This is a genomic window from Archangium violaceum (genome assembly GCF_016887565.1).
Lineage (GTDB): Bacteria > Myxococcota > Myxococcia > Myxococcales > Myxococcaceae > Archangium > Archangium violaceum_B.
The window spans coordinates 9,937,063-9,962,529 of sequence record NZ_CP069396.1 but is presented as its reverse complement, the minus strand read 5'-3'; the positions used below and the strand labels follow the sequence as shown (position 1 = coordinate 9,962,529).

The window sequence follows — 25,467 nt, the reverse complement described above, 5'->3', positions numbered from 1 at the left end:
GCCTTCAGCCCTCCATCTGGTTTTCCACCAGCGCGCGGTAGCGTCCGCCGGGAAGGGCCACCAGCTGCTCGTGGGTGCCCTCCTCCACCACGCGCCCCTTCTCCAGCACGACGATCTTGTCCGCGCGCCGGACCGTGGACAGCCGGTGCGCCACCACCACCAGCGTGCGTCCCTGGGCCTCGCGCCGCAACGCCTCGGTGATGGCGCGCTCGAGCGTCGCGTCCAGGTGGCTGGTGGCCTCGTCCAGGAAGAGCACCCGGGGATCCCGATAGATGGCGCGCGCCAGTTGTAGCCGCTGCTCCTCGCCTCCGGACAGCTTGATGCCCGCTTCCCCGATGCGCGTGTCGAGCCCCCGGGGGAGCGCGAGCAGGTCGTCCAGGCACGCGGTGCGCGCGGCGTACAGCAGCCGCTCGCGATCCGGGCTCGGGTCCCCCAGCGCGATGTTCTCCGCCAGCGAGCCGTCGAAGATGTCCGTCTTCTGGAACACGAAGCCCACCGAGCGGCGCAGGCTCGCGGGGTTGAAGTCCTCGAGGGGCTTGCCGTCGTAGAGGACGCGCCCCGCCTGGGGCCGGTACAGGCCGTAGAGCACCTGGGTGAGCGTCGTCTTGCCCGCGCCCGAGCGGCCCACGATGGCAGTCATCTTCCCCGCGGGCACGGTGAAGCTCACGTCATCGAGCACGGGCGGCTCGTGCGGCGAGCCGTAGCGGAAGGTGACGCCCTCCAGGGCGATCTCCGGCGCGGCCTTCAGCGCGGGCTCCACGGGGGCATCGTCGGTGAGCTCGGGCTCCGTCTCGTAGACGACCCCCACCCGGCGCAGGGACACCAGGACGTCCTGCAGGTGCTGGGCGAAGGCGATGAGGTTCTGCAGGGGCGCCAGCACCAGGCCGAGGATGGCGAGCGTGGCCACCATCTGCCCCATCGTCAGGCTCCCGGAGATGACCAGGCGCGCCTCGTACAAGAGGATGCCCACGTACATGGCCTGGTTGAGCAGCTGGGCACCGGCCTGGTGCGCCAGGTCGAGTCCCCAGAGGCGGCGGGTGGCGGCGTGGTCTCGCGCCTGGAGCCGCTCCCACTGGGTCCGCGCCTGGCGCTCGGCCCCGCAGGCCTTGAGCGTCTGGATGCCGCCAATCATCTGCATCTCCAGGCGGCTGGAGTCCGCGCTCACCCGGAAGCGCTCGGTGTCCGCCCGCGTGCGCCGCATCAGCACCAGCGTCGTCCACCCGGCGTACAGCGTCATGCCCGCCAGGAAGATGGCGAAGACGATGGGGTCATAGAGGAACAGCACCACCCCGTAGCCCACCAGCATGACGGCATCGAGCATCGCCGAGGCCGTCGCGCCCTGGAGGGTGCGCCGGATGCGCTGGTGGTCCTCCAGGCGCCTGAGCAGGTCGCCCCGGTGGCGCCGCGCGAAGAAGGAGATGGGCAGCGACAGCAGGCGCTTCCAGAACTGCGTCAGCAGCAGCATGGAGTAGCCGCTGGAGAGCAGGAAGAGCGTCGCGCCCCGCACGAGCGTCACCGCCACCTGCGCCAGCATCAACACCCCGAGCCCCACGCCGATGGCCCCGAGCAGCGAGACGTCCTTGCCTCCCACCGCCTTGTCCACCAGTCCCCGGAACAGCAGGGGCTGGGCGAGCGCCAGGCTCTGGAGGAGCAGCGAGGCCAGGGCGATCTGGGCGATGAGCGCGCGGTAGCGCCACAGCCCGCGCAGGAATCGGCCGAGCACGTGAGGGCGGCGCGTGGCCGGCGCTCCCGGGAGCTGACCGGGCTTGAAGAGCGCCTCCGTGGGCTCGAGCAGCAGGAGGATGCCGTTCCAGTGCTGGCCGAGCTTCTCGCGCGGCACGCGGAGCAGCCCCACCGCGGGGTCTCCCACCACGGCCTCCTTCGGCGTCACCTCATAGAGGACGACGAAGTGGTCCTCGTTCCAGTGGGCGATGGCGGGCAGCATCGCGCGGCCCTCCTCGTCCTCGAGCTCTCCCGGCTCCTCCACATGGACGCCCCGGGCCTCGAAGCCGAGCTGCTGGGCGGCGGTGGCGAGATCCAACAGCGAGGTGCCGAAGGCCTGGACGTGCGTCATCTCCTTGAGAGTCGCCAGCGCGTGCCGGGCGCCATGGTAGGCGGCCACCATCTCCAGGCAGGCCGGGCCGCAGTCGGCCTCCTCGGACTGGAGCCGGAGCGGGTAGCGGCGCAAGACGGTGGCGAGGCTGGAGCGAGGCACGCTTCGTGGGTACCACGCGGCTCCAGCACCGCCCAAGCGGCGCGAGCTCGGCCCCTCGCTGGGGAACCACGAGGCGCGTGCCTCGGACGGACGGCACGCGCCAGATACCCGTGCGGGCGGACTAGTCGACGGCGCAGCAGCCGTCGTTCGCCTCCTCACAACAGGCCAGGGTGGTGTTGGGGGGCATCATCACGGAGGGCTTGGCCGTCTCACCACGTCCACCCTGGATGCGGGCGAGGTCCTGCACGAACAGCTCCTTGATCTTCTTGGTCTTCTTCTCGTTGGCCATGGTGTCGTCTCCTGGGTTGGTGTGGTGTACGGACCGATCGGAACCCCCCGATCGGCGAGCGCAGGATACATCGTTCACTCCACGACCCTCCAGTGTACATGTGCATGTTCAGTGTACATGTGCATGCTCAGGAGGCCGTGGGCGTCACCGCCACGAGGCTCACCATGGCGTCGCGGCGGGTGCCGTGCTGGATGAAGTCCTGCACGACCCGCGCGAGCGTGGCGCCGAGCTGACCGATGAGGGGCAGATGGGCGCCTCCCTCACACGTGGCCTGTCCCACGGTGTCCTCGGCGTCGGGGACGAAGCGCTCGTCCCAGCGCACCAGTCCGAAGGTGCCGTCGGCCGCCAGCGCCCCGTGCACCAGCGGCTTGCCCGCGCCCCGGGCGAACCCGCTCAACAGCAGGCGGCTCTCCTGGTTGTCGAAGCAGTCGATGAGCAGATCCGCGCTCCCGCACAGCGCCGCCACGTTGTCGCGCGTCACCCGCACGCCGAAGGACTCGGCCTTCACCCCGTGCAGGTTGAGCAGCTGGAGCTTCAGCGCCTCGGCCTTGTTCTTCCCCACCGAGGGCTTCACGAAGGCCTGCGCCAGCAGGTTCTTCGACTCCACCCGGTCGAAGTCGATGAAGACGAGCGTCGCCTCCAGGTTGCGGCACAGCATCGCCGCCGTGGAGCCGATGGCACCCACCCCGCAGAAGATGATGCGCATGGGGTGCCCTCCTCACGCCCCGAAGGGCACCTTGGGCCGCAGGTAGATGCGCTCCTCGCCCCGGGGCCCGCGGAACCGGTCCACCACGTAGTGGTTGAAGGCGTCCTCGCGCAGGTGGGCGATGTGCATCCCCGGCGCCCCACCCGAGCGCACCACCTCCACGGCGATGCGCCTCACGTCCACGTCCGTCACGTGGCCGTCCAGCTCGAGCGGCAGGTCCGAGGACAGACCGTTGTAGGTGATGTTCAGCGTCGCCATGTCACGTCTCCTTGCGCACGGGGTGTCGCGCGGGGAGACGTGTGGGAGGCGGTGTTCCTGACGCTCAGTGGTCGCCGTAGCGCTTCTCGCCGGCCTCCACGCGCACCTTCAGCCGGTTCTGCGGCGGCGGCAGCGGGCACGTGGCGTAGGGAGAGAAGGCGCACGGAGGGTTGTAGGCCCGGTTGAAGTCGAGCACCACCTTCCCGTCCTTCGGCGCATCCGCGTACAGGAAGCGGCCCGCGCCGTACGACTCCGTGCGGTTGGTCGGGTCCGCGAAGATGATGAAGAGCTTGTCGTCGCCGGGCTCCCGCACCGGGTCCAACCGGTACTCCTGGCCGTTCACCGTGAAGACGATCGTGCCCGGAGAGCTCATCTCCTCCACCGTCCCGAGCACCGTGGGCACCGACATCTTCCGCGGCGTGGTGGCGGGCTCGAAGCGGCCCTCGATGCGCCAGGCGGCGCTCACCGGCCAGGTGGGGATGCCGTGGAACTGCTTGCGCGCCTGCGCCTCCGTGTCCTTCACCCGGATGCCGATGTGCTCGCCCCGTCGGATGGCGAAGAAGCGCAGCGTGCCCAGGGAGAGCACGTCCGGCTGACCGTCGGCATCGGTGCGCAGCTCGCCCCCGGTGAAGGGCTGGCCCGCCCGGGTGAGGGGGACTCCCGGCTGGACGGCCAGCGTCACCTTGTTGCCCTTGAGGGTGAGGGTGCCGATGCGCTCCGGCGTCCCGGCGGGGAAGACCAGGTCGTTCTCCGCGGCCGAGCCGAAGCGGTTGTCGCCCTCCTTGAGCCAGTGCAGCCCCACCAGGGTGAGCCAGCCGTCCTCGGACGTGAGGTTCGAGATGCGCTTCTGGTGCCAGGCACGGGTCTCCGCCTCGAGATCGAACGGCTTCGTCTCGGCGGGCTTCGTTTCGGCGGGCTTCGTCATGGGGGACTTTCCAGGGGGGCGGGCGGCGAGCGCGGGAGCCGCGAACGCCAGCGTGCAGAGGGGAAGCAGACGAGCAATTCGCATGGAGCGGACCATGGCAATCCCCTCCCGTTCCGTCCACCTTCCGCGAGCGGGAATTCCGTTGGAGCTCCGGGCTACCTGCCGCTGGAAGTGCTCGGACGCCTCCCTGGCTCACGGGAAGGCGAGACGCTCGCCCCCTCCTTCCGGTAAGGGTGGGGGTGAGGTGGAACGCAGTCGGAGGGGCGATGAGCACGTGGAAACGGGGGCGGGAGTACGTGGCCGCGGTGCTGGCCGGGGCCTTCGGCGTGTTCTGGTTCATCCAGGGCCACGGGGACCGTGCGCTCGACCCCCGCGAGGTGGATTGGTTGATGGTGGGTGACTGGTCCACGCACCTGGTGGGCTGGCTCTTCTTCCGCAACGAGCCGCTCTTCCAGTTCCCCCTCGGGGCCATCCCCGGCCTGGCCCATCCGCTCGGGACGACGGTGGGCTTCACGGACTCCACGCCCCTGGTGGCCCTGCTCCTGCGGCCCTTCGCCGGGGTGCTGCCCTTTCCCTTCCAGTACGTGGGACCCTGGCTCGCGCTGTGCTTCTTCCTCCAGGGTTTCGTGGGCTCCCGGCTGACGGCGCTGTTCACCTCCCACCGGGTCGCGCAGTTGCTGGGCGGGATGCTCTTCGCGCTCGCGCCCGTGCTGATGTGGCGACTGGGTCACGAGAGCCTCTGCGCGCACTGGCTCGTCCTCGGGCTCCTCTGGGTGAACCTGCGCGACTGGCCGGATGAGCCGGCGGCGCGGCGCGCCGTGGCGGTGACCTTCCTCCTGGTGGGCCTGAGCGCCACCCTCCACCCCTACCTGTCGGCCATGGCACTGGCGCTCGGCGCGGCGGCGCTGCTGCGGCTGCGCCTGGTGGACCGGGTGCTCTCCTGGCGAGGGGTGGGGCTCGGCCTGGGTGGGCTCGTCGTGCTCCTGCTGGGCCTCTTCTGGGTGCTCGGCTACCTGGGCACGAGCACCCCGGCTGGCATCGAGGGCTTCGGCGACGTCTCGTCCGACCTGCTCACGCTCATCAACCCCATGGACTGGTCGAGGCTGTTGCCCACCCTGGGCACGGCACGGGGCCAGTACGAGGGGTTCGGCTACCTGGGCGCGGGCGTCCTGCTCCTGCTGGTGCTGGGAGTGGGCTCCTCGCTCGTGCTCCGGCTGATGCGGCGCTCGGAGGAGCCGCCACGGTGGAAGCGCGCGGTGCCCCTGGCCGTGTGCTGCCTGCTGCTGGGGGTGTACGCGCTCTCCGCGCGCGTCACCCTCGCGGGGCGGCCGGTGCTGGATTTGAGCGGGCTCTACCAGCCGGTGATGCGGTTCGTGGAGCCGTTCCGCTCCTCGGGGCGCTTCATCTGGCCGCTGCACTACGCCCTGCTGACGGGGGGCCTCGCGCTCGTGCTGGGCGCGTGGCGCCGCCGGCCCTGGGTGGGCATCGGGCTGCTCGCCCTCGCCGTGGGCGTGCAGGTGTTCGACCTCGGCCGCGCCGTGGCCCGGGAGCGCTTCCAGAGCCAGGCCTGGAATGGTTTGAACCCCTCCGCGTGGAAGCGGATGAAGGGCGACTACCGGCACCTCGTGCTGTTCCCGCCGCAACTGCACGATGGGAATGGCCGGGGCTGCCCGTACCCCGGGCCCGGCGCGCCCTTCAGCCCCATGTTCGCGTACCAGGCGGCGGCGCTGGGAATGACCTTCAACAGCGCGTACCTGGCGCGCGTGGACCCGGTGCTGGCGCGGGCCTACTGCACCGCGCTCCAGCAGGAGGCCGAGCGCGGCGAGTTCCAACCCGAGACCGTTTACGTGGTGCACCCCTCGTACCTGACGCCCTTCCTGCGTCATCCGGAGGCGGTGGTGTGCGGCGAGCTCGATGGGCACGCGGTGTGCGTCTCCTCCCAGAAGGAGAGCGTGTTCCGCCGGTTGCTCGAGGCGCGGCGCATCCAGGCCCCTCGGCCCGCCGGCCCGTGAGGGGAGGGGAGGGCGTCTAGCGGCGTCCGGTGACCCGCTTCACGGCGCGCTTGGCGGCGGCGACCGTGCGCCGGGCGGCGGTCTTCGCCGTGGGACGCTTGGCGGTGGGACGCTTGGCGGTGGGACGCTTGGCGGTGGGACGCTTGGCGAGGGTCTTCTGGGCTGGTCCCGCCTTCTTGCTGGGACCCTTCTTCTGCGAGGCCGAGGGCTTGCGGCCGCCCACCTTGGGCTCGGTTCTCCAGCCCTCCTTCTCGCGGAAGGTCTTGCTGGTGGCCCGCGTGTTCTTGCGGGCCGCGGCTGCCCGCTTCTGGCCAGCGGGGGCGGGGCGCTTCTTCTCCGGCTTGCGCCTGGCGACGGTGCGGCCCTTCCTGGCCGGCCCCGGAGGCCCCGACTTGCCCATCTTGCGCCGGGCGCCGGGCTGGCCCGTGGGCGTCACGGAGGCGGGGGCCTGCTCGGGCGGGTTGGCGGTGGGGGCTATCATTTCGGCCGTGTTCTGCTGTTCGGCCTCCTGCGGCGGGCGCGATTCGATCGACATGCGGTGCTCCTCCTTGAGGTGAGCGGGTGCAAGCCTAGTCACTACGGGTCCACACCCAAGCAGCGTCTTGGATGGAGTGAACTCCATCCGACGAATGCGTAAGCATCGCGAGGCCGCGAGGCTTCGATGAAGTGAAGCGCCGGGGGTCAGAGGAACCGGCGCACCACGAAGGAGATCAGGCTCAACAGCGCGGAGAGCAGCAGCATCGAGACCAGCGGGACGTAGACGCGGGTGTGTTCACCCTCCCAGCGCACGTCACCTGGCAGCCGTCCGAACCAGGACAGCGCGCCCGAGTACACCAGCAGCCCGATGACGACGAGGCCGAGCCCCGCCAGCACCAGCATCAGCCCCGTCGATTTCATCGTGTCCTCCCGAGGCCCCGCCTCCGGGGGCTGGTGGTCTGCCCACGCCCGCCCTTCCTGGCAATGGGAGTGCTTCCTCGTCCGCCCCTCCCTGGAGGCGTCTCTTTGCCTGGGGGTGGGGCATCCAGGAGTCCGGCGGGGCGGGTTGTCCGCCGAGCGTCGCGCCCCAAGGTTTCGGAGATGAGGAGGAATTCCATGGAGACTCGCGTACACGAGCTGCACCCGACGTTGATCCACGCGCCGCTGGCGCTGCTTCCATCCACGGTCGTCATCGACCTGGCGGCGGCGCTCTCCGGCAACCGGAGGCTGGACAAGGCCGCCCGGACGCTGTGGTGGACCACGGCGGCGAGTGGATTGTTGGCGGGCCTGGCCGGGATGGCGGCCTCGCAGGAGGTGAAGGTCGAGGAGCGGCACACCCGGGACATGATGTTCCTCCATGGTCTTGGCAACGTGACCATCGTGCTGGGGGCCTTCGGGGTCGCCATGTGGCGCGCGAGCCACCGGCCCTCCCTGCTCTCCAACATCCTGGGCCTGGGCGCGTTCGCCTTCGCCTCCTACACCGGCTGGCTGGGCGGCGAGATGGTGTACACGCACGGCGTGGGTGTGAAGGATCTGACCATGAAGGGCGAGGAGCTCGACCAGCGCAGCCCGCCGTTGCTCTCGCGCCAGGCGCCCGCGCGGCTCCTGCGCGACGCGGTGAAGGGGCTCGGGTGGTTGCTGGGCCGTGCCCGCCAGGTCTTCGTGGGCCGCGAGCAGCTGGACCCCAGCGCGTTCGGCGTGAAATCCATCGAACAGAAGCTCGAGCAGCGGCCTCCGGTCGGGCTGGGCGAGTCCCGCCCGGAGATCCGTCCGGTGTAGCGTGCCGTTTCGAGGCCCGCTCAGCGGCCGCCCTGCTCCAGGGCGCGCCGCAGGGCGAGGGCCATCCGCCGGACGGCGTAGCCCTCGAAGTCCTCCACTGGATCCAGGCTCGAGGGGAAGACCTCGAGCAGGCTGTCCAGGTAGCGAAGGGCTGGGGGGATTGCGCCAGACGTATCCCCGGGGCCCTCCTTGGAGGCCAGTGTTTCCTCCAGCAGGAAGGCCCCCGCCACCAGACTCTGCCAGCGATCCGTACGCCCACTGTCCTCGGGATGGTCCGTGCTCACGCGCTCCATCCTAGCTCGCGCGCGGAGCATGCACTTCGTCTTCTGGTTCTTCGATTGCCCGGAGAACGGGCGGGCGGTTGTTCCGTTCTGGAACGAGCACGAAAGCACGCCACCGCTGGCGCGCGGCACGAGGATGTGAGGCGTGTATGGACGGACCTCCCCAGGAGCGGAGTGCATGCGGCGACGCCGGATGGCCGATGGCAGCGGCTGAGGGGACGGCGATAGACTTTCGGGTGATGGACACGAGAGACGCCATGCTGCGCCGCATCGCCCTGTCGCCACCCGAGGCGAGAACCCAGGCGCAGTTCCTCACTTCCACCCTGTCGTATGTCGAGGAGCGACTGGGGCCCGAGGCCGTCGGGGAGGTCCGGGCCGTGGCTCCGTCGTTGGAGCAAGGCGCGGCCTACACCCTTCCCGTCGTCGAACAGTTGCGCGTCATGGATGCGGCGGCGAGCGCCGTCGAGCGTCAACTCGGCATCTCCTATGCGGAGGCGATGGAGGAGCTGGGCGTGTTCTCCGCGCGCGGGTACGTCGCGTCCCCGCTCGGCCGGGCCATGTGGAAGTTCCCGGGTCGGGACATGCACCAGATCCTGGCGGCGACGACGGCCTCGGCCAGGGCCGCGACCAGCCATGGTGAGCGCGCGTACGAGAAGCTGAGTGCCAATTCCGCCCGGCTCCTCTTCAAGAAGGAGGTGACGGGGCCGGCGTGGATCCTCGGCATGTACCGGGAGTTGATCCGCTCGGTGTCCGGACTCGAGCCGACCGTCACCCTGACGGACTACCGGGATCCCGGAGCGGACTTCAACCTGGTCTACACCTGGTAGGGTTTTCCGCTGGGTCCATGCGTCATCCCGGACTCCGCCCGCAGGCGCGGGACCCATTCGGGCTCCTCGGTGACGCGCACGTCCTCGCCGCCCTCTCGCACCACCATCCCCGTGGGCGCCACCACCGAGAAACGCACGGGACGGCCGAGTGCCTCCGTGAGTGCCGCCATCGTCGTCTCGTCCTCGGCGCTGAAGCCCAATGGCCCCACCGGGTGGCTGTGGGCGATCTCCTCCAGCTCACCGCGCAGCCGCCAGATGGCTTCCCAGCGCGCGCGGGAGTCCGGCAGCAAGACGGGACTGTCCGAGGCATCGCTCCACAGCACTGTCCCTTGACGGCCGATGAGCAGGCAGACCTCTCGCTGTCGCATGCGTAGACCCTCACCCCCGCCCCTCTCCCAGAGGGAGAGGGGCGTCTCACGCGTGCCGGGTGATGACCAGCACGTCGTCCTCGATGGCCTCTCGGATGACCGAGGGCAGGCTCTCCAGCGTCACCTGGCGATCCGACCCCGCCAGGCAGATGCCCGCGTCCACCACCTGCAGCGTGTCCGCCTCCACGATGCTGATGAAGCGCTCGCCCATGAAGCCGAACGTCACCTCGAGCCGCTCGTTGCCCAGGCGCCTCGTGCTCAGCAGCCGCGCCCCCGCTGACTCCAGCGATCGCTCCACCCGAGACATGCCCTGCGCCTGTCGCTCCAGGTGGCGTGGGTGGCTCCGCAGCCGCGACAGCTCCGCCCGCAGCCGGAGAGCCTCCTCCTCCCGCCGCCGCTGGTCCTCCAGGGCCCGCAGCCGTGCCTCCATTACCCGCACCTGGGCCTCGCGTCCGGCTGCCAGCCTCCGCAAACAGGCCTCGGCCGCGGGCGGGCCTCCCTCGGCCACCGTCAGCACCTGTCCACGCACCTCGACGGGGGAGAAGCGGATGCCGAGCGCATGCGAGGCGCTCTCCAACACCGCGTAGCCGAATGCCGCCCGCAGCGAGGCCGGTACGGCCTTCACCTCCGCGAGCGTCCGGCCCTCCTCCAGCACGAGGCGCGTGGTGCCCTCGGCCTCGCCCTCGAATTCGAGCTCCTCGAAGACGAGCGTCCCGTCATGCCAGCGCCGCGTACGCACGGGCGAGAAGCGCGGCGGCTCCTCCTCCGGGAGCAACTGCACCTGCTCGGCCACCGCGCCCTCGCGCACCAGCCTGGAGCCCCACAGATGGCCACGGACGAGCGGGAGCCCGTCGAGCCCTCGAGGCTCGGCCGGCTCCCGCGCGGTGGCGGTGCGCCCCTGCACGTCGAAGCGCCACCAGCCCGGAGCGGGCGGCGTGGACACGCGGAGGCGCCGCGAGGCCGCGTCGACGGTGGCACCGCCGAAGTAGGGCAGCACCTCCGACTCCACCTTCCCGAGGAACTTCCGGTAGTCCACGACACCCACTCCTCTCTCACGCCACCTTCAACAGCGGCGTGCGCATCACCCGCTCCACCCAGCCGGACTGGCGGCTGGGCCCGGCCGCCTTCGGCGCGTCCAACAGCGCCTTGAGCACCCGGGGGACCTGGTACGGGTCATCGAACTGGTCCACCGACACCTCACTGAACGGCACCTGGAGCTGTCCCGCGCACGTGCGCACGGTGCTGCCCCGGTTGGCGTTGCTGGCCACACTCACCAGCATCGCCAGCGCGGCCACGCCGTAGCCGCACTCGCGGAAGGCCTTGGCCAGCTGGTCACCCGACTCACCGGCCTCGTCACCCACGACGATGACGATGAGCTTCGCCTCCTCCGGTACCCGCACTCCCGCCCGGTGCAGCGCCTGCACACCGGCCGCGTGCGCGGTACCCCCCGACGCCTTGATGCCCTGCAGCATGTGCTGCACCGCCGTCCGGCTCGCCGCCTTGGGCTTGAGCACCGTCCCCATCGTGTCGAACGTCGCGATGTGCAGCTTGTCCAGCGGGAAGCCCGCGAGGATGCGCGACAGCGCCTCCTTGGACTGCTCGATGGCACCCTCCATGGAGCCGGACTTGTCGATGAGGAACATCACCCGCACGTCCGTCTCCGCCGTCGCCTCCTCCACCGCCGCCTTCGCCGCGTTGTCGCTCGCCTCCTCCAGCTTCGCCTTCAGCTCCTGGCTGCGGACGTTCTTCACGATGTGGAGCGCCCGCTGGTCGGTCGCCGCCTGCACCGCCTTCTCCCAGCGCGCGCGGATGGTGGGGTCCGACAGCAACCCCAGCTCCTCGAGCGTGGGCGTCAGCATGCGCAAGTCACGGTCCGACAGCGAGGGCAGCAGCGCCGCCATGATGGCCGGCGTCAGGCCCACGTCCTTGGGCAGCCGGCCCACCACCTCCTTGTAGGAGAGGCGCTCCAGCTCGATCCACTCGCAGATCTCCGCCTCAGAGAGCCCGTCGAAGCGCTCCCGCTTGAGGAGGGTGAGTCCCTCCAGGCCCACCTCGCGGTGGCCCGCGTCCGCCTGCTTCTGCTTCCAGCCGAGCACCTCGAAGAAGGCCTGCGTCAGCGGCTTGTAGCCGGCCTTGCGGGCGATCCTCTTCAGCGTCTCCTTGTAGCCGGCCTTCACCAGGCCCTGGAGCATGGGCAGGTTCTGCTCACGCACGCGCAGCCAGCGCGTCGCCACGCTCTTCCACCGGCCGAGGGGCGGCTTGCGCGACGCGGGGTCGCCGAAGCCGGCCTCGCGGTTGAGGCGGGCGATCTCCGGAGTCTCGAGCAGCTCGGCCACCCGCAGCACCGCCTTGGGCGTGAGCATGCGCGTGGACTTGCGCTCGTAGTGGAGGACCATGGCCTCGCCGATGGCGCGGAAGTCGTCGTCGTGGAACGCGATGGTGCCGTCGTCGTCGCGGACGGGCTGTCCGGAGTGGCTCTGCACGAGCATCAGCGCGCACGTGGCCACCTTGAGATCACGCCAGTCCGTCTGCGTGAGCGCGTAGGACGCGAAGTGCGCCATCAGGTCCGTGTTGAGCCGGTAGATGTCCAGCAGCTGGCGGTAGAGCTTCACCGTCGCGGGGACGAAGAGGCCGGGCTGGACCGGGGTGCCGCGGCGCACGAGGTCCGCGCTCGCGCCCTGGGCCGGATGCCAGACGCCGTTCACATCCAGGCCGGGCCGGTTGTGCCACAGGTGCGCGGAGCCTCCGAGCACCAGGTCCAGGAGCTTCTCCGCCGGGCCCTGCTGGGCCTCGGGGAGCGTGGGGGTGGTCGGGTTGTGGGTGGTCATGTGCCCCTCCAGAAGTTCTGCCCGGAGGGACGCGGCGGCCCGCTCTTCCTGACGGGCCGCCTCAATTCGGAGGTGTACCCGGCCCCTCTCCACGGCCATGGCGCGGCAGCTGGACGTGGAAGGTCGCGCCACCGCCCGGGGTGTCCTCGACGTGGATGGCCCCCTGGTGGGCCTCCACCACCTGCCGGGTCACCCAGAGGCCCAGCCCCAGGCCTCCGAAGTTCCTCACGGACACGGCCCGCTCGAAGCGCTCGAAGATGCGCGCCCGGTCCGCCGGGGGGATGCCGATGCCATGGTCCACGACCGTCAGCACCGCGCCGTTGCCGTTCGACCGCAGGGAGACCTCCACCGGCCGCCCCTGGCCGAACTTCAGGGCATTGGACACCAGGTGGTGCACCGCCTGCTCCATGCGGTCCCGGTCGAAGCACCCCGTCAGGGGAGACTCGATGTGCACGTTCAGAGAGGTCCCCTGGCGCCGGGCCTCGTCCTGGCTGTCCGCCACCACCTCGCCGACGAGCGACGCCAGGTCCACCCGCTCGGGCTCCAGTTGCAGGCGGCCCGTCGTGAGCTGCGACACGTCCAGCAGCGTCTCGATGAGCCTCGCCAGCCGCCGGACGGAGCGGCGCGCCACGTCCAGCCGCTCGCCGACGCTGTGCTGGGACAGATGGCTCAACCCACGCTCGATGGCGTTGAGGTTGAGCTGGAACGAGGTGAGCGGGGTCTTCAGCTCGTGCGAGGCGACGGTGAGGAAGTCGTCGCGCGCGCGCACCGCCTCCATGAGGTGCTCCACCCGCGCCCGCTCCCGGGCCACCTCCTGGCGCATGCGCATCAGCTCGAAGCGCGTCCTCACCCGGGCGAGCAGCTCGCGGGCCGAGAAGGGTTTGATGAGGTAGTCATCCGCTCCGGAGGCGAGTCCCTCGAGGGTGGCCTCCTCGCCCGCGCGAGCGGACAACAGGAGGATGGGCAGATCCTTCGTATGCGGGGCGGCCCGGAGCGCGCGCAGCAGCCCCACGCCATCCAGTCGCGGCATCATCACGTCCGACAGGACGAGGTCCGGAGGATGGGCCAGCGCCGACTCCAGGGCGGCCTGCCCGTCCGCCACCGCCTCCACCTCGAACTCGGAGGACAGCACCCGGCGGATGTAGTCCCGCATGTCCGCGTTGTCGTCCGCGAGCAGCACGCGGCCGCGGGGGGGGCTTCCCGTCACCGGGGCGTTGTCCGGACGAGGCGCGCGTGGCCCGGGAACCTCCTCGTTGGACCAGCGCGAGGCCTCCTGGATGTAGGGGGCCGCTCCGGTCGTGGTGGCCCTCAGGGTGTCGGGGGCGCGGATGCGCTCGGGTGGCAGGTGCACGGAGTCGAAGGGGAGCTCGATGGTGAAGGTCGTCCCCTGGCCCTCGGTGCTGTCCACGCTCACGGTGCCTCCGTGCAGCTCCACCAGCTCCTGCACCAGCGACAGCCCGATGCCCGTGCCCTCATGGGTCCGGGAGCGGGTGTCCTTCACGCGGTGGAAACGCTCGAAGATGCGCGGCAGCTCCGAGGCGGCGATGCCCGTCCCGGTGTCCTTCACCTCGAGCACGGCGCGCCCGTTGCGCTCCCGGGTGCGGACGGAGATCTCCCCCTCGAAGGTGAACTTGAAGGCGTTGGAGATGAGGTTGAGGACGACCTTCTCCCACGAGTCCCGATCCAGGTAGACGGGCCGCGACAGCGGCGGACAGTCCACGGTGAGCTCCAGGCCCGCCCGTTCCACCGTCGAGCGGAAGCTGCTCGCGAGATCCGCCGTCAGCGCGGAGAGCTCCAGGGGGGCGTAGTGGGCCTCGAGCCGCCCGGCCTCCAGGCGGGAGAAGTCGAGCAGCGTGTTGACGAGCCGCAACAACCGCCCCGCGTTGCGGTGGAGCACCTCGAGCTCGGATCGGGCGGCCTCCGGCATCGGTCCCGCGTTCCCCGCGAGCAGATGCTCCACGGGCCCCAGCATCAGCGTCAGCGGCGTGCGGAACTCATGGCTGATGTTGCTGAAGAAGGTCGTCTTGGCGCGATCGAGCTCCGCCAGGGCCTCGGCGCGCTGGCGCTCCTCCTCGTAGGCCCGGGAGTTGCGCAGCGCCACCGACACCTGTCCCGCCAGCAGCTCGCAGAAGGAGCGGTACCCCTCGTCGAGCGCGCGGTTGGGGCTCAGCCCCACCACCAGCACGCCGAGCGGGGCTGTCTGCCCCGAGGAGGCGATGGGCATCACCAGCGCCGAGTGGACCGGGTCCTTCCACGGGCCTCCCGTCAGCGTGACCCGGCGCTCGACATCCCCCAGCAGGATCGTCTCGCCAGCCGCCGCGCTCCTCAGGCACCAGATGCCGTCGCCCTCCTTCTCCACATCCACCGTGGCCGGGCTCGAGGGGTTCTCCTCCTCCAGCCCGATGGTCCCGTGGCGTGTGAACGTCCTGCCATCCGGGCCGCGCAGGTAGATGAGCGCGAAGGGCACGTCCAGGGGATGTCCGGAGATGGCGGCGGCGACATCGCGGCAGGTCTTCTCGACGCTCCGGGTCTCCGCCGCCCGGGAGGCCAGGTCCCGCAGCAGCCGCGTCCGCCGCTCACCCAGCAACTGCTGGGTCACCTCGCTGCAGACGGCGAGCATGCCGACGATCCGCCCCTCGTCGTCCTCGGCGGGGGCGTGGGAGACGCTGAAGTAGGCCTCCTCGCGGTACCCGGAGCGCTCCATGAGGAGCATCAGGGCGGGTGTCCAGTTCGCCACGCCGGTGGTCATCACCTGGTGGATCATCGGGCCGAGCGTGTCCCACGACGCGGCGAGGGTGATCCGGATGTCCAGGCCGAGCGCCGCCGGGTGGCCGTCGCCTATCAGCTTCGAGTAGGCATCGTTGTAGAACTGGGTGAAGGACGGACCCCAGGTCAGCACCATGGGGTAGCTCGACGAGAGCAGTGTGCGGACGAGCGCCTTGAGACTCTGGGGCCAGGTCTCCACCGGACCAACGGGGGTGGAGGCCCAGTCGTGCTCGCGGGTGCGCGCGTGCATCTCACTGAGACCGATGAACATTTGTCGCAAGGTATACGCCCGGGTTCGAGGCTCCATCGGGCCTGTCTCCGCTGGGTCCCATAACAGGGGGGCGGACGAGAATGGGCATGACCTTCTTCACTCCCCACCCGAGCCTCCAACCGGTGCTCGGAGTTGAACATTCGGCCAGCAGGCGGCTGTCCAGGCGTAAGCTGGGGGGGCAGGGGGGCACCACTCTGGTCTAAGGGGACGGCGGCCCGGCCAGACGGGTGGCATGAGGCTCTCGTGTGGAGGACGAGTTGATGAGGACGGATGCAGCCGGGCCTGGTCAGGGAGTGGATCTGACCAACTGTGACAAGGATCCCATCCACATTCCGGGGGGCATCCAGCCCCATGGGGTGCTGCTGGTGCTCCAGGAGCCCGCGCTGACGATCCGTCAGGTCAGCGAGAACGCCCAGGCCCTGCTCGGACTCCCCGCCCAGGCCCTGCTGGAGACCGCGCTCGAGGCGCTCCTACCGGAGTCCCAGGCCGCCAGCGTTCGCGCCAGCCTCCTGTCGGAGCGGCTCGCGGACAACAATCCGCTCAAGCTGTCCCTCCAGGCCCATGGCCAGGAGCGCTTCTTCAATGGCATCGCGCACCGGCACACGGGCCGGCTCATCCTCGAGCTCGAGCCCGCGACCGAACAGGAGGCGCCGCCCTTCTTCGGCTTCTACCACCAGGCGCGCGGCTCCATGTCGCGCCTGCGCGATGCCAGGGATCTGCGCGCCCTGTGCGAGGAGGCCGTCCGGGAGGTGCGCCGGCTCACCGGCTTCGACCGCGTCATCATCTACCGCTTCGACACGGACTGGAACGGCCAGGTGCTCGCCGAGGACCGGGTGGAGAAGGCCGATCCGTACATGGGCCTGCACTTCCCCGCCTCGGACATTCCCCGCCAGGCCCGCGAGCTCTACACGCTCAACTGGCTGCGCATCATCCCGACCGTCGACTACGTCCCCGCGCGCATGCTCGGGCTGCCGGAGGAGGCGGCGCTCGGACCGCTCGACATGTCCTTCTGCGTGCTGCGCAGCGTGTCACCCATCCACCTCGAGTACCTGCACAACATGGGGGCGTATGCCTCGATGAGCATCTCGCTCCTCGAGCAGGGGCGCCTCTGGGGCCTCATCTCCTGCACGCACGTGTCCGGCCCCAAGTACGTCCCCTACGAGGTGCGCACGGCGTGCGAGTTCGTCGGCGAGTTCATGTCCTCGTTCCTTTCCACCAAGGAGGACCAGGAGAACTACGACCAGCGCCTCCGGGCCAGAGCCGTCCAGGCCCGGCTGCTGGAGCGCATGACGCGCAACCTCGACTTCGCCGAGGGGCTCTGCCACCCGCCGCCCGAGCTGCTCGACCTGACGGGCGCCAGTGGCGCGGCCGTCTACTTCAACGGCAAGACGACCATCGTCGGCACCGCCCCCTCGGACGAGCAGCTCCAGGGCCTCATCCGCTGGCTGGGTGAGAGGCCGGAGCAGCGGGAGGTGTTCGCCACCACGTGCCTCTCGCGGGTGTACCCCGAGGCCGAGGAGTTCAAGGACGTCGCGGCCGGCCTCATCGCCGCGCCCATGTCCCGGGGCCGGCACAACTACGTCCTGTGGTTCCGCCCGGAGGTGGTGCAGACGGTGGAGTGGGGCGGCAATCCGAACAAGCCGGTGGACATGCGGGACGACCAGCTGCGGCTCCACCCGCGCAAGTCCTTCGCCCTCTGGAAGGAGACGGTGCGCGGCAAGTCCCTGCCCTGGAAGGACTACGAGGTGGAGGCGGCGGAGGAGCTGCGCAGGAACATCATCGACATCGTCCTGCAGCGCAGCGAGGAGCTGCTCAAGCTCAACACGGAGCTGGAGCGCAGCAACGTGGAGCTGGACTCCTTCGCCCACGCCGCCGGCCATGATCTCAAGGAGCCGCTCCGGGGCATCCACAACTACACCAGTCTGGTCCTGCGGGAGGAGGGGCAGGGCCTCAATCCCACCAACCAGAAGCGCATGGACACGGTGGTGCGGCTCACGCAGCGGATGGAGAGCCTCATCAACTCGCTGCTGCACTACTCGCAGGTGGGCCGCACCGAGCTCTCCCTCCGGGAGACGGACCTCAACGAGGTCCTCGCGTCGGTGCTGGAGCTGATGAAGCCGCGCATCGACGAGGCCCAGGTGGAGGTCCGCGTCCCCACGCCCCTGCCGCCCGCGCGGTGCGATCGCGTGCGGATGGCCGAGGTCTTCACCAACCTCCTCACCAACGCCATCAAGTACAACGACAAGGACAAGAAGTGGGTGGAGATCGGCTCCATGAGCACGTCCGACAGGGGCACCGCCTACTACGTGCGTGACAATGGGATCGGCATCAAGCCCGAGTACCACGACACCGTCTTCCGCATCTTCAAGCGCCTGCACGGACGCGACAAGTTCGGCGGTGGCACCGGCACGGGGCTGACCATCGTCAAGCGCCTCATCGAGCGGCACAACGGCCGCATCTGGCTGGAGTCCCAGCCGGGCGTGGGCACCACCTTCTTCTTCACCCTCGGCAGCGAGCAGGGAGCACCCGTCTCCACGGAGGGCGGAAAGTGAACCGCGCTCCGCCCATCCTCGTGGTGGAGGACAATGACGAGGACTTCGACATGCTCCAGATGACCTTCCAGAGCGAGTCCATCCCCAATCCCCTCTACCGCTGCACCGAGGGCGAAGAGGCGCTCGAGTTCCTCCACCAGACCGGCCGCTACGCGGATCCGGAGAAAGCGCCCTGGCCGGGTCTCATCCTCCTGGACCTGAACCTCGCTGGCTTGGACGGCAGGCAGGTGCTCGAGCACGTCAAGAATGACCCGCGTCTCAAAAGCATCCCCGTCTTAGTGTTCTCCACCTCGGGCAATCCAAAGGACGTACAGAGCGCATATGCGCACGGTGCGAGTGGTTACCTCCTCAAGCCCGTGGACCTGCCGAGGTTCGAGAGAATGATCCGACTCTTCAAGGACTTCTGGCTGGACTACATCGTTCTCCCTGAAGGGGAGGGCAGCCGGAGATGAGTGCTCGTGTCGTGACGTTGCTCCTCCTGGAGGACAGTCCAGAGGATCGGCACGTGTTCCGCACGTACCTGGAGCAGACCGGTGAGTACACCTTCCGCTTCCTGGAAGAGGATGACGTCGACAAGGCCTTCGAGCTCTGCGCACGCGAGCAGGTGGATTGCGTCCTCCTGGACTACGAGCTGCCAGGCCTTAGTGGCCTGGACTTCCTGCGCCGGTTGCGGGCCGAGGAGGGGTACCTCCGGCCGCCCGTGGTGATGGTGACCGGGCGAGGGAACGAGCGGATCGCGGTCGAGGCACTCATGAGCGGGGTGTCCGATTACCTGGTGAAGTCGGAGGTGACGCCCGAGAGCCTGTTCCGCGCGGTCCGCAACGCGGTGGAGAAGGAGGACATCCGCAAGCGCTTCACCGAGCAGCGCACGCGGGCCGGGCTCGCGGAGGAGCGGCTCCAGCTCGTCCTGGAGGTGCTGAACCACGGAGATGCCCTGGTCGTGCTCGACAAGGACTTCCGTGTCCTCTTCGTCAACAGCAGCCAGGAGCGCCTCTCCGGAAGGCCTCGCACCCAGATCCTGGATCGCAACTTCTGGGAGGTCTGGCCCGCGGCCGCGGAGCCGAGCAGCAAGTTCTGGATCGAATACCACCGGGCCATGCGCGAGCGGGTGCCGGTGCATTTCGAGGAGTACTACCCGCCCCGGGATCTCTGGGTGGACGTCAGCGTCTACCCCACGCGGGACGGAGGCATCGCCGTCTTCTACCGGGACATCAGTGAGAAGAAGCGGAGCGAGGAGCTCGCCCGGGCCGAGGAGCGGCGGCGCACCGACTTCGAGCAGCAGCTCATCGGCATCGTCAGCCATGATCTGCGCAACCCCATCACGGCCATCTCCCTGGGGGTCGCGAGCCTGCTGCGCCGCGAGGACCTGGCCGAGCGCGCCCTCAAGACGCTCGTGCGCATCCAGTCCTCGGCCGAGCGTGCCAGCCGCATGGTCCGGGATCTGCTCGACTTCACGAAGGCCCGGCTGGGGGGCGGCATCTCCCTCTATCGGATGCCCATGGAGCTGCACCACCTCACCCGGAGCGTGGTGGAGGAGACCCGGATGTCCTTCCCCGAGCGCGAGGTGCGCATCGAGGCGACCGGTGATGGTCAGGGGGAGTGGGACTCGGACCGGGTGGCGCAGATCCTCACCAACCTGATCACCAACGCCTTGAAGTACAGCCCGCCGGAGACCCCGGTCCTGGTGCGGACGCTTGGAGATGGCGAGAGCGTGGTGCTGGAGGTCCACAATCAGGGGCTTCCCATTCCGCTCGCCGTCCTCTCACACCTCTTCGAGCCCATGCGGCGGGGGACGAGCCAGGCGGACTCCGCGGGCCGCAGCATCGGTCTCGGGCTCTTCATCGTGGACCACATCGTCCGGGCGCACGGCGGCACCATCGATGTGCGATCCACGGCGTCCGATGGCACCACCTTCGGCGTCCGGCTGCCGCGCAAGCCCCCTGAGCACACGAGACTTCGCAACTGACGGGCCCCTCCGGCTCCCCCGTACGCGACCTACTTCGCCGGCTCCGGCTCCGAGGGCAGCACGAAGCTCGTGACGAGCAGCGCGCCCGAGACTCCAGCCAAGATGCCCGAGATGGTGAGCCGGGTATTTGCCTTCTCCCGGATCGTCCTCGCCTGGTCGTAGGTCCAGGAGGACACGCCCGGTGACCGTTCGCTCTGGAGCCGCGCGGCCTGGGACAACCCCAGCACCAGGAAGGTGACGGCCGCGGCTCCGGCCACCCCGGCGCCTATCCGGGTGATGTTCACGGGCGTGGGCCTGGGCAGGCCGAGTCCGGTCAGGCCGGGGGCCTGGGCCGTGGGGGACAGGTTTGGCGCCCTGGGAGCGTCGGCTGACAGGGAGTCCGTTCCCGTGAGGGTCTTCTTGATCTCCTGGCTGGCGCTCTGGAAGGCCAGGTCCAGCTCCGCGGGCCGCAGGGCGGACGCGGTGTAGCTGCGCTTGAAGACGGTCTGGCCCTCCTGCGTGTCCAGCAGGACGATGCGCATGGGCAGGTCATCGAAGACCTTGCTCGAGTCGATGATCACCACCGCCGCCACCCCGAGCTCGCGTCCCAGCTTCGCGAAGCACTCGGGCTTGCCCTGGCAGGATGCCGGGGAACGCTGCTCACCGAGCTGGGAGGTCACCTCGAGTGCGTCCATCGCCACCGGCACGTTCGCGTTCTGCAGGGCCTTCGAGAGCCGATCCGCCAGGGTGACGGCCTCGATGGGCGTGAGTCCCTCGTAGCGAGAGACCATCACCACCAGCCCTTTCGCCTCGATCTCGTCCGCCAGGGCGGGGGTCTGCGCGACGAGCAACGCCAACACCAGGGGAAACATGTGGCCCCATGGTGGCACACGTCCGTCCCGGGGGCGAGGATGTCAGTTCCTCAGGTACTGGCGCTCCCAGATGTCGAGGTTGAGCATTACCTCCTTGCGCTCGTCGGCGGTCGAGGCGCGCTCCGCCCGGGCGCGTGCCTTCTTCAGCAGGCTGCGCGCGTTCTCCTGTTCGTCCGCGGACAGCGAGCTCTTGAGCAGCTTCCGCTCCAGGCGCGCGATGCGCGTGAGCAGGTACGGCTTGCGCTCGGTGTTCACCTTGGACGGGCCGCTCGCGCGGGAAGGGGTCTCCACGAGAGTGGGAGGTGGGCTCGGCGGGGTGTTCTCCACCACGGGAGGGGGAATGGCGGGGCTGGGGTTGGCGACGAGCTCGGTGGCGGGCTTCGCCGGGGTGGGCTTCGCCGGGGCCTCGGTCACGGGGGCGGCCAGGGGCGTGGCCACGGGCTTCGGAGCCGGACTCCGCAGCAGCACCGCCACGCCAGCGGTGAGCAGGAGCAACCCGGCGGCCACTCCCGCCACCAGGCGGGCGGGGAACCGCGGCGGCGTGACACTCGGGGCGGCGCTCACTTCCGGCTTCTCCTGCCGGGGGGAGGCTGGCCGGACTTCCGGGCTGGCCACCATGATGCTTCGCATCTCCCGCGAGGGGCGCGTGCCTTCCGGAAGAGGCAGGCCGTCGAGGATCTCCTGGAGACTGGCACGCACCTCCTCTGCCGAGGGGCGCGCGGCCGGCGCCTTCTCCAGCAGCCGCAGCACGAGCCTGGCGAGCGCGGGGGGCAGCTCCGGCTTCAGCTCGAGCGGCGAGGGCGGCGTGTGCTCCAGGTGGTGGACCAGGTACTCCATGGGCGCCTTGGCCGTGAAGGGGCGCTGCCCGGTCAGCAACTGGAAGAGGATGATGCCGAACGCGTAGAGGTCCGTCTTGGGGCTCACCGGATCGCCGCGCACCTGCTCGGGCGCCATGTACTCCGGCGTCCCGATGATCAACCCGTGCAGGGTCTGCTGCGAGAGCCCCGGGTTGTTGGAAAGCTGCTTGGCCAGGCCGAAGTCCAGCACCTTCACGTAGTGGCCGCCGCCGGGCTGCCGCGCCAGGAAGATGTTGTTGGGCTTGAGGTCGCGGTGGATGACGCCGGCCTCGTGCGCGGCGGTGAGCGCGTCCAGGATTTCGTCGGACAGCCGGATCGCCTCGTGCACGGAGAGGGGGCCGCGGATGTCGAGCCAGGTGTCGAGCGCGGTGCCCTCCAGGTACTCCATGACGAAGTACTGGCGGCCATCCGGCATCTTGCCGAAGCTGAAGATGTCGATGATGCCCCGGTGGCGGATGGCGTTGACCGCGCGGGCCTCGACGAGCAACCGCTCCACGTACATGGATTGATCGCCCACGTCGGGCCGCAGGACCTTGATGGCCACCTTCTTGCCGATCAACGGCTGCTCGCCCCGGTAGACGATGCCCATGCCGCCGATGCCGATCTGCTCCTGGATGACGTACTCACCCAGCTGCGTCCCGAGCAGTGGATCGGCGACGCTCGGGATGCCGCTCTGCGAGCCGGGGTTGGCCCTGAAGGCCCCGACGCCCATGGCCGGTTGGGTCTGGGCGGGCATCGCGACGGCGGGGCTCGGCTGGGCCGGCGTCAGCCGCGTCTTCCCGGCGGAGGGGTCGTCACCGAGCATCGTGCCGTCTTGAGGGCACTTCTCGGTGCCCTGGGCGACGCGCAGTCCACAGGTGGGACACGCTATGAAGGGAGGCTGGGCCATCGAAACAGGCGGGGACCTTATCAGAGAACCCGCCCCCTGGCGGCGGCAACATGAGGGCTCCCCTGCTCGCCCGGTGGTCAGCCCCAGTACTGCGTTGTCACGGTTTCAGTCGGAGCACCGTCCCATTGGTGCCACCCACCCAGACGGTGCCCGGGGTCACCCACACCGCGCGCAGGCTCTCGTCGACTCCGCTCACCTGGGCCGTCCAACCGCTCCCATTCCAGAACGCGATGGCGCCATTGTCACCCACGGCCCACACGCTGTCGCCGCTCCGTCCGGCGATGGCGCGGAAGATCTGGCTCCCCACCTGGGTGGGGGTGGTCGTCCACGCCCTGCCATCGTAGTGGTAGATGGCCCCGCCGTTGCCCACCGCCCACACGTCACTCGGACTCGAGCCCCACACGCCGAAGAGATCCGTCGCCGTGGCCAGCTTCTGCCTGCTCCATCCCGCCGAGTCCCGGTGGAGGATGACTCCGCCATTACCCACCGCCCAGACATCGGTGGGGGAGGAGCCCCAGACGGCGTTCATCCGATCGGTGCCGAGCTTCCCCTCGTCGGTCCAGGTGCCATCGGCATTGCGGCGCCAGACGAGTCCATTGTCGCCCACCGCCCACACCGGTGAAGACCCCGTTCCCCAGAGGGCATTGACGCTGGTGTTGCCGCCAGCCTCCTGGGCCCACTGGCCGTTCTTGAACGCGTGGAGCTTGCCTCCGCTCGTGGCCACCACCAGCAGCTCCCCGCTTCCCCAGATGGCCCTGAAGGTGCCCTGCTCCGGAGGCGTCACGGGCGACCAGAGGTTGTTCTCGCGGCGCATGAGCAGGTCGTTGTCTCCGGCCGCCCAGAGGTTGAGCTCATCGGTGCCCCAGAAGCCGTTGAGGGCGCGCGTCACGCCGCCGGGGACCTCCGACCACTGGGTCGTCCCCCGCCGCACGATGGTGCCCGAGACCCCGACCGCCCAGAGCGCCTCGTTGTTGCCCCAGATGGAGTTGAGCACCTGGGGCGTGCCACTCGGCTCGGTGGCGGACCTGCCCAGGACATGGATGTTCGACGCGGGCCCGACGATCCGCGTGACGCCGCCGCTGGTCCACACGCCATTGAGGGGGGTGGAGGACGTCGCGTAGCTGGACGGCGACCACGTCGAGTTGGAATAGGTGACGAGGACTCCCCTGCCCACGGCATGGGCCGTACCGGCATCCGCTCCGGCGGCGATGGCCATCAGGTCCACGGACCCGGGCCCGGACCTGCTGACGATGGACCAGCGCCCATCCACTCCACGCGCGAGGGTGCCGCCCCTGCCCACCGCCCAGGCCTCGGTGTTCGAGACGGGCCACACGGCCAGCAGATCCGGCGGGGCGCTGCCGGCGTCCCAGGACTGGGCGCTCCACTGCTGACCATTGAAGGTGTAGATGGAGCCGGACTGCCCCACAGCGACGGCGGACGTGTCCGAGGTCCCCTCGATGTCATGGATGATCAACTGCTCGGCGAGGGTCTGGGACGCCCAGGTCGAGCCATCCCACTTGAACAGGGTGCCGCCGTTTCCGGCGAACCACCACGTCTTCCCCGCGGCGGGCCAGGCGGCGCGCAGGGGCTGGGTGTTGCCGGGCGGCATGCGGGCCCAGCAGTTGCCATCCCAGTGCAGGGCCACCCCCCTGTCCCCCACCGCCCAGACGTCCGTCGCGGATCTGCCTCGGACGGTGATCAGCGTGCGGCCCTCGGAGAGCGGGTTGTCCCAACACCAGTTGGAGGTGGAGCAGGAGGCGGGCGTCGAGCTCTGCGGGCAGATGCCGCCGTCCGTCCCCGCGTCCGATGGGACACCGGCATCCGACTGCTCGGGCGAGGCGCACCAGCCTCCGTTCACACAGACGAACGACTCTCCAGCAGGACCCTTCAGCCCCTCGCAGTCCTCGTCCGTCGAGCAGGAGAAGGACTTCGTGGGCAGCTCGATGCAGTGGAGGGACGAGAGCGCCCCCACGGTCACGGCCAGCAAAGGTCCCCAGCGCCACGCACGCGTGTTCGTTGTCACTCCGATTCCCTGTCGAGGGTCCGGGGCGGGACCATAGCGCGCGGTGTCCTGGGGGGCCACCGGCGCTGGAAAGGGTTCAGGAGAACACGTTCACGTCGCCGTGGATGGGGATCAGGGTCACGTCCTTGCCGCCCCGGTACGTCAGCCGCGCGGGCACCGAGACGAGCTCCCACGAGGGGAGCACCACCGCGGTGAGCGAGCGGCCGTAGACGCACCCGGTGTCGATGCCCACCGCGTGCTCGGTGACGAGCGGCCGGTCGAAGACGGTGTGTCCGAAGATGACGCGCTCGGGGCCCTTCCAGTGGTGCGTCCAGAAGCGGTGGTCGGCCGGGGCCTTCGAGGGCCAGAAGCTCTTGCGATCCGGCGGCCTCACGCACTGGGCGTGCAGCAGGTGGTAGGGATCCTGCGCCTCGATCGTCTTGCCGGGCAGGACGCCCGCGTGGACGACGACGGCGTTGTACTCGGGCAGGCGGATGAAGTGGGGCAGGGTGGCGAAGTACTCCAGGTGCTCGGGGCCGAGTGCCTGCCGGGTCTCCAGGTGATCCGGAAGGAGGTCGGCGTCCTTGCGGCGGCGCTGCTGCAGGTGCTTCTCCTCGTGGTTGCCGAGGATGGACTCGTGCCGCATGGCGAGCTCGACGCATTCGCGGCGCTTGGGACCCCGGTCGACCAGGTCACCCGTGAAGATGATCCGGTCGCTCGCGGTGGCTCCCACCCGGTCGAGCAGCTCCAGGGCCTCGTCGTAACAGCCGTGGAGGTCTCCGATGACGATGGTGCGAGACATGGTGATGCTTCCTCGAAAGGAGTGGGCGCCCGAGTGGAGAAGCCGGT

General features: G+C 69.7%; 22 protein-coding genes. 6 read left to right on the top strand and 16 right to left on the bottom strand.

The window, feature by feature from the left end; all coding sequences use genetic code 11:
• Positions 1–4: 4 nt before the first annotated feature.
• The 5 genes from JRI60_RS39705 to JRI60_RS39685 all read right to left on the bottom strand — a co-directional run bounded on the left by JRI60_RS39705 (position 5) and on the right by JRI60_RS39685 (position 4,477).
• A complete protein-coding gene (locus JRI60_RS39705) occupies positions 5–2,215 on the bottom strand; it encodes a peptidase domain-containing ABC transporter (protein WP_204221220.1) in 2,211 nt (736 codons plus the stop codon).
• Positions 2,216–2,336: 121 nt separating this feature from the next.
• On the bottom strand, positions 2,337–2,504 hold the full coding sequence (locus JRI60_RS39700) for a hypothetical protein (protein ID WP_204221219.1): 168 nt from the start codon (positions 2,502–2,504) through the stop codon (positions 2,337–2,339).
• 127 nt (positions 2,505–2,631) lie between these two features.
• Positions 2,632–3,210: a ThiF family adenylyltransferase gene (locus JRI60_RS39695; RefSeq protein ID WP_204221218.1), complete on the bottom strand. Its 579-nt coding sequence runs from the start codon at positions 3,208–3,210 to the stop codon at positions 2,632–2,634.
• Between the two features lie 12 nt (positions 3,211–3,222).
• Positions 3,223–3,468, bottom strand: a complete 246-nt coding sequence (locus JRI60_RS39690) for a hypothetical protein (protein WP_204221217.1) — start codon at positions 3,466–3,468, stop codon at positions 3,223–3,225.
• 64 nt (positions 3,469–3,532) lie between these two features.
• Entirely contained in the window at positions 3,533–4,477 is a 945-nt protein-coding gene (locus JRI60_RS39685; RefSeq protein WP_204221216.1) for a DUF1684 domain-containing protein, read from the bottom strand.
• 182 nt (positions 4,478–4,659) lie between these two features.
• Here JRI60_RS39685 and JRI60_RS39680 point away from each other — a divergent pair, with 182 nt between their 5' ends.
• Positions 4,660–6,405 (top strand): DUF6311 domain-containing protein, encoded by a 1,746-nt coding sequence (locus tag JRI60_RS39680; RefSeq protein WP_204221215.1) that lies wholly within the window; start codon positions 4,660–4,662, stop codon positions 6,403–6,405.
• A 16-nt stretch (positions 6,406–6,421) separates the two neighbouring features.
• Here the strand turns inward: JRI60_RS39680 and JRI60_RS39675 are convergent, their stop codons facing one another.
• Both JRI60_RS39675 and JRI60_RS39670 read right to left on the bottom strand, forming a co-directional pair.
• Positions 6,422–6,940 (bottom strand): hypothetical protein, encoded by a 519-nt coding sequence (locus tag JRI60_RS39675; protein WP_204221214.1) that lies wholly within the window; start codon positions 6,938–6,940, stop codon positions 6,422–6,424.
• 146 nt (positions 6,941–7,086) lie between these two features.
• On the bottom strand, positions 7,087–7,302 hold the full coding sequence (locus tag JRI60_RS39670; protein ID WP_204221213.1) for a DUF2905 domain-containing protein: 216 nt from the start codon (positions 7,300–7,302) through the stop codon (positions 7,087–7,089).
• Positions 7,303–7,497: 195 nt separating this feature from the next.
• On the opposite strand from JRI60_RS39670, the gene JRI60_RS39665 reads away from it, so the two are divergent.
• The gene (locus tag JRI60_RS39665) at positions 7,498–8,160 is read left to right on the top strand and encodes a DUF2231 domain-containing protein (RefSeq protein WP_204221212.1); all 663 of its coding nucleotides are present in this window, start codon (positions 7,498–7,500) and stop codon (positions 8,158–8,160) included.
• A 20-nt stretch (positions 8,161–8,180) separates the two neighbouring features.
• Here JRI60_RS39665 and JRI60_RS39660 read toward each other — a convergent pair whose 3' ends face one another.
• Positions 8,181–8,444 carry a hypothetical protein gene (locus JRI60_RS39660; RefSeq protein ID WP_204221211.1) on the bottom strand — a complete coding sequence of 88 codons (264 nt, stop codon included), beginning with the start codon at positions 8,442–8,444 and terminating at the stop codon, positions 8,181–8,183.
• A 236-nt stretch (positions 8,445–8,680) separates the two neighbouring features.
• On the opposite strand from JRI60_RS39660, the gene JRI60_RS39655 reads away from it, so the two are divergent.
• Positions 8,681–9,268 (top strand): TIGR02265 family protein, encoded by a 588-nt coding sequence (locus JRI60_RS39655; protein ID WP_204221210.1) that lies wholly within the window; start codon positions 8,681–8,683, stop codon positions 9,266–9,268.
• Here the strand turns inward: JRI60_RS39655 and JRI60_RS39650 are convergent.
• The 4 genes from JRI60_RS39650 to JRI60_RS39635 all read right to left on the bottom strand — a co-directional run bounded on the left by JRI60_RS39650 (position 9,256) and on the right by JRI60_RS39635 (position 15,501).
• Positions 9,256–9,636 carry a hypothetical protein gene (locus JRI60_RS39650; RefSeq protein ID WP_204221209.1) on the bottom strand — a complete coding sequence of 127 codons (381 nt, stop codon included), beginning with the start codon at positions 9,634–9,636 and terminating at the stop codon, positions 9,256–9,258. The genes JRI60_RS39655 and JRI60_RS39650 overlap by 13 nt on opposite strands.
• Before the next feature lie 46 nt (positions 9,637–9,682).
• On the bottom strand, positions 9,683–10,672 hold the full coding sequence (locus JRI60_RS39645; RefSeq protein WP_204221208.1) for a hypothetical protein: 990 nt from the start codon (positions 10,670–10,672) through the stop codon (positions 9,683–9,685).
• A 16-nt stretch (positions 10,673–10,688) separates the two neighbouring features.
• Positions 10,689–12,464 (bottom strand): vWA domain-containing protein, encoded by a 1,776-nt coding sequence (locus JRI60_RS39640; protein WP_204221207.1) that lies wholly within the window; start codon positions 12,462–12,464, stop codon positions 10,689–10,691.
• A 61-nt stretch (positions 12,465–12,525) separates the two neighbouring features.
• On the bottom strand, positions 12,526–15,501 hold the full coding sequence (locus JRI60_RS39635; protein ID WP_204221206.1) for an ATP-binding protein: 2,976 nt from the start codon (positions 15,499–15,501) through the stop codon (positions 12,526–12,528).
• Positions 15,502–15,761: 260 nt separating this feature from the next.
• Here JRI60_RS39635 and JRI60_RS39630 point away from each other — a divergent pair, with 260 nt between their 5' ends.
• From JRI60_RS39630 to JRI60_RS39620, 3 genes are read left to right on the top strand one after another with little or no spacing between them, the layout of a single operon-like run.
• A complete protein-coding gene (locus JRI60_RS39630) occupies positions 15,762–18,053 on the top strand; it encodes an ATP-binding protein (RefSeq protein WP_204221205.1) in 2,292 nt (763 codons plus the stop codon).
• Positions 18,050–18,505 carry a response regulator gene (locus JRI60_RS39625; protein ID WP_204221204.1) on the top strand — a complete coding sequence of 152 codons (456 nt, stop codon included), beginning with the start codon at positions 18,050–18,052 and terminating at the stop codon, positions 18,503–18,505. The genes JRI60_RS39630 and JRI60_RS39625 overlap by 4 nt, the downstream gene beginning before the upstream one ends.
• The gene (locus JRI60_RS39620) at positions 18,502–20,019 is read left to right on the top strand and encodes a sensor histidine kinase (protein ID WP_239470002.1); all 1,518 of its coding nucleotides are present in this window, start codon (positions 18,502–18,504) and stop codon (positions 20,017–20,019) included. Before JRI60_RS39625 ends, JRI60_RS39620 begins: the two co-directional genes overlap by 4 nt.
• 29 nt (positions 20,020–20,048) lie before the next feature.
• Here the strand turns inward: JRI60_RS39620 and JRI60_RS39615 are convergent, their stop codons facing one another.
• The 4 genes from JRI60_RS39615 to JRI60_RS39600 form a co-directional block, all read right to left on the bottom strand.
• Complete coding sequence (locus tag JRI60_RS39615; protein WP_204221202.1) at positions 20,049–20,870, bottom strand: hypothetical protein; 822 nt, start codon at positions 20,868–20,870, stop codon at positions 20,049–20,051.
• A 42-nt stretch (positions 20,871–20,912) separates the two neighbouring features.
• Positions 20,913–22,616, bottom strand: a complete 1,704-nt coding sequence (locus JRI60_RS39610) for a serine/threonine protein kinase (protein ID WP_204221201.1) — start codon at positions 22,614–22,616, stop codon at positions 20,913–20,915.
• 97 nt (positions 22,617–22,713) lie between these two features.
• A complete protein-coding gene (locus tag JRI60_RS39605) occupies positions 22,714–24,639 on the bottom strand; it encodes a hypothetical protein (RefSeq protein ID WP_204221200.1) in 1,926 nt (641 codons plus the stop codon).
• A gap of 76 nt (positions 24,640–24,715) precedes the next feature.
• Positions 24,716–25,420 (bottom strand): metallophosphoesterase, encoded by a 705-nt coding sequence (locus tag JRI60_RS39600; RefSeq protein ID WP_204221199.1) that lies wholly within the window; start codon positions 25,418–25,420, stop codon positions 24,716–24,718.
• Positions 25,421–25,467: the final 47 nt, after the last annotated feature.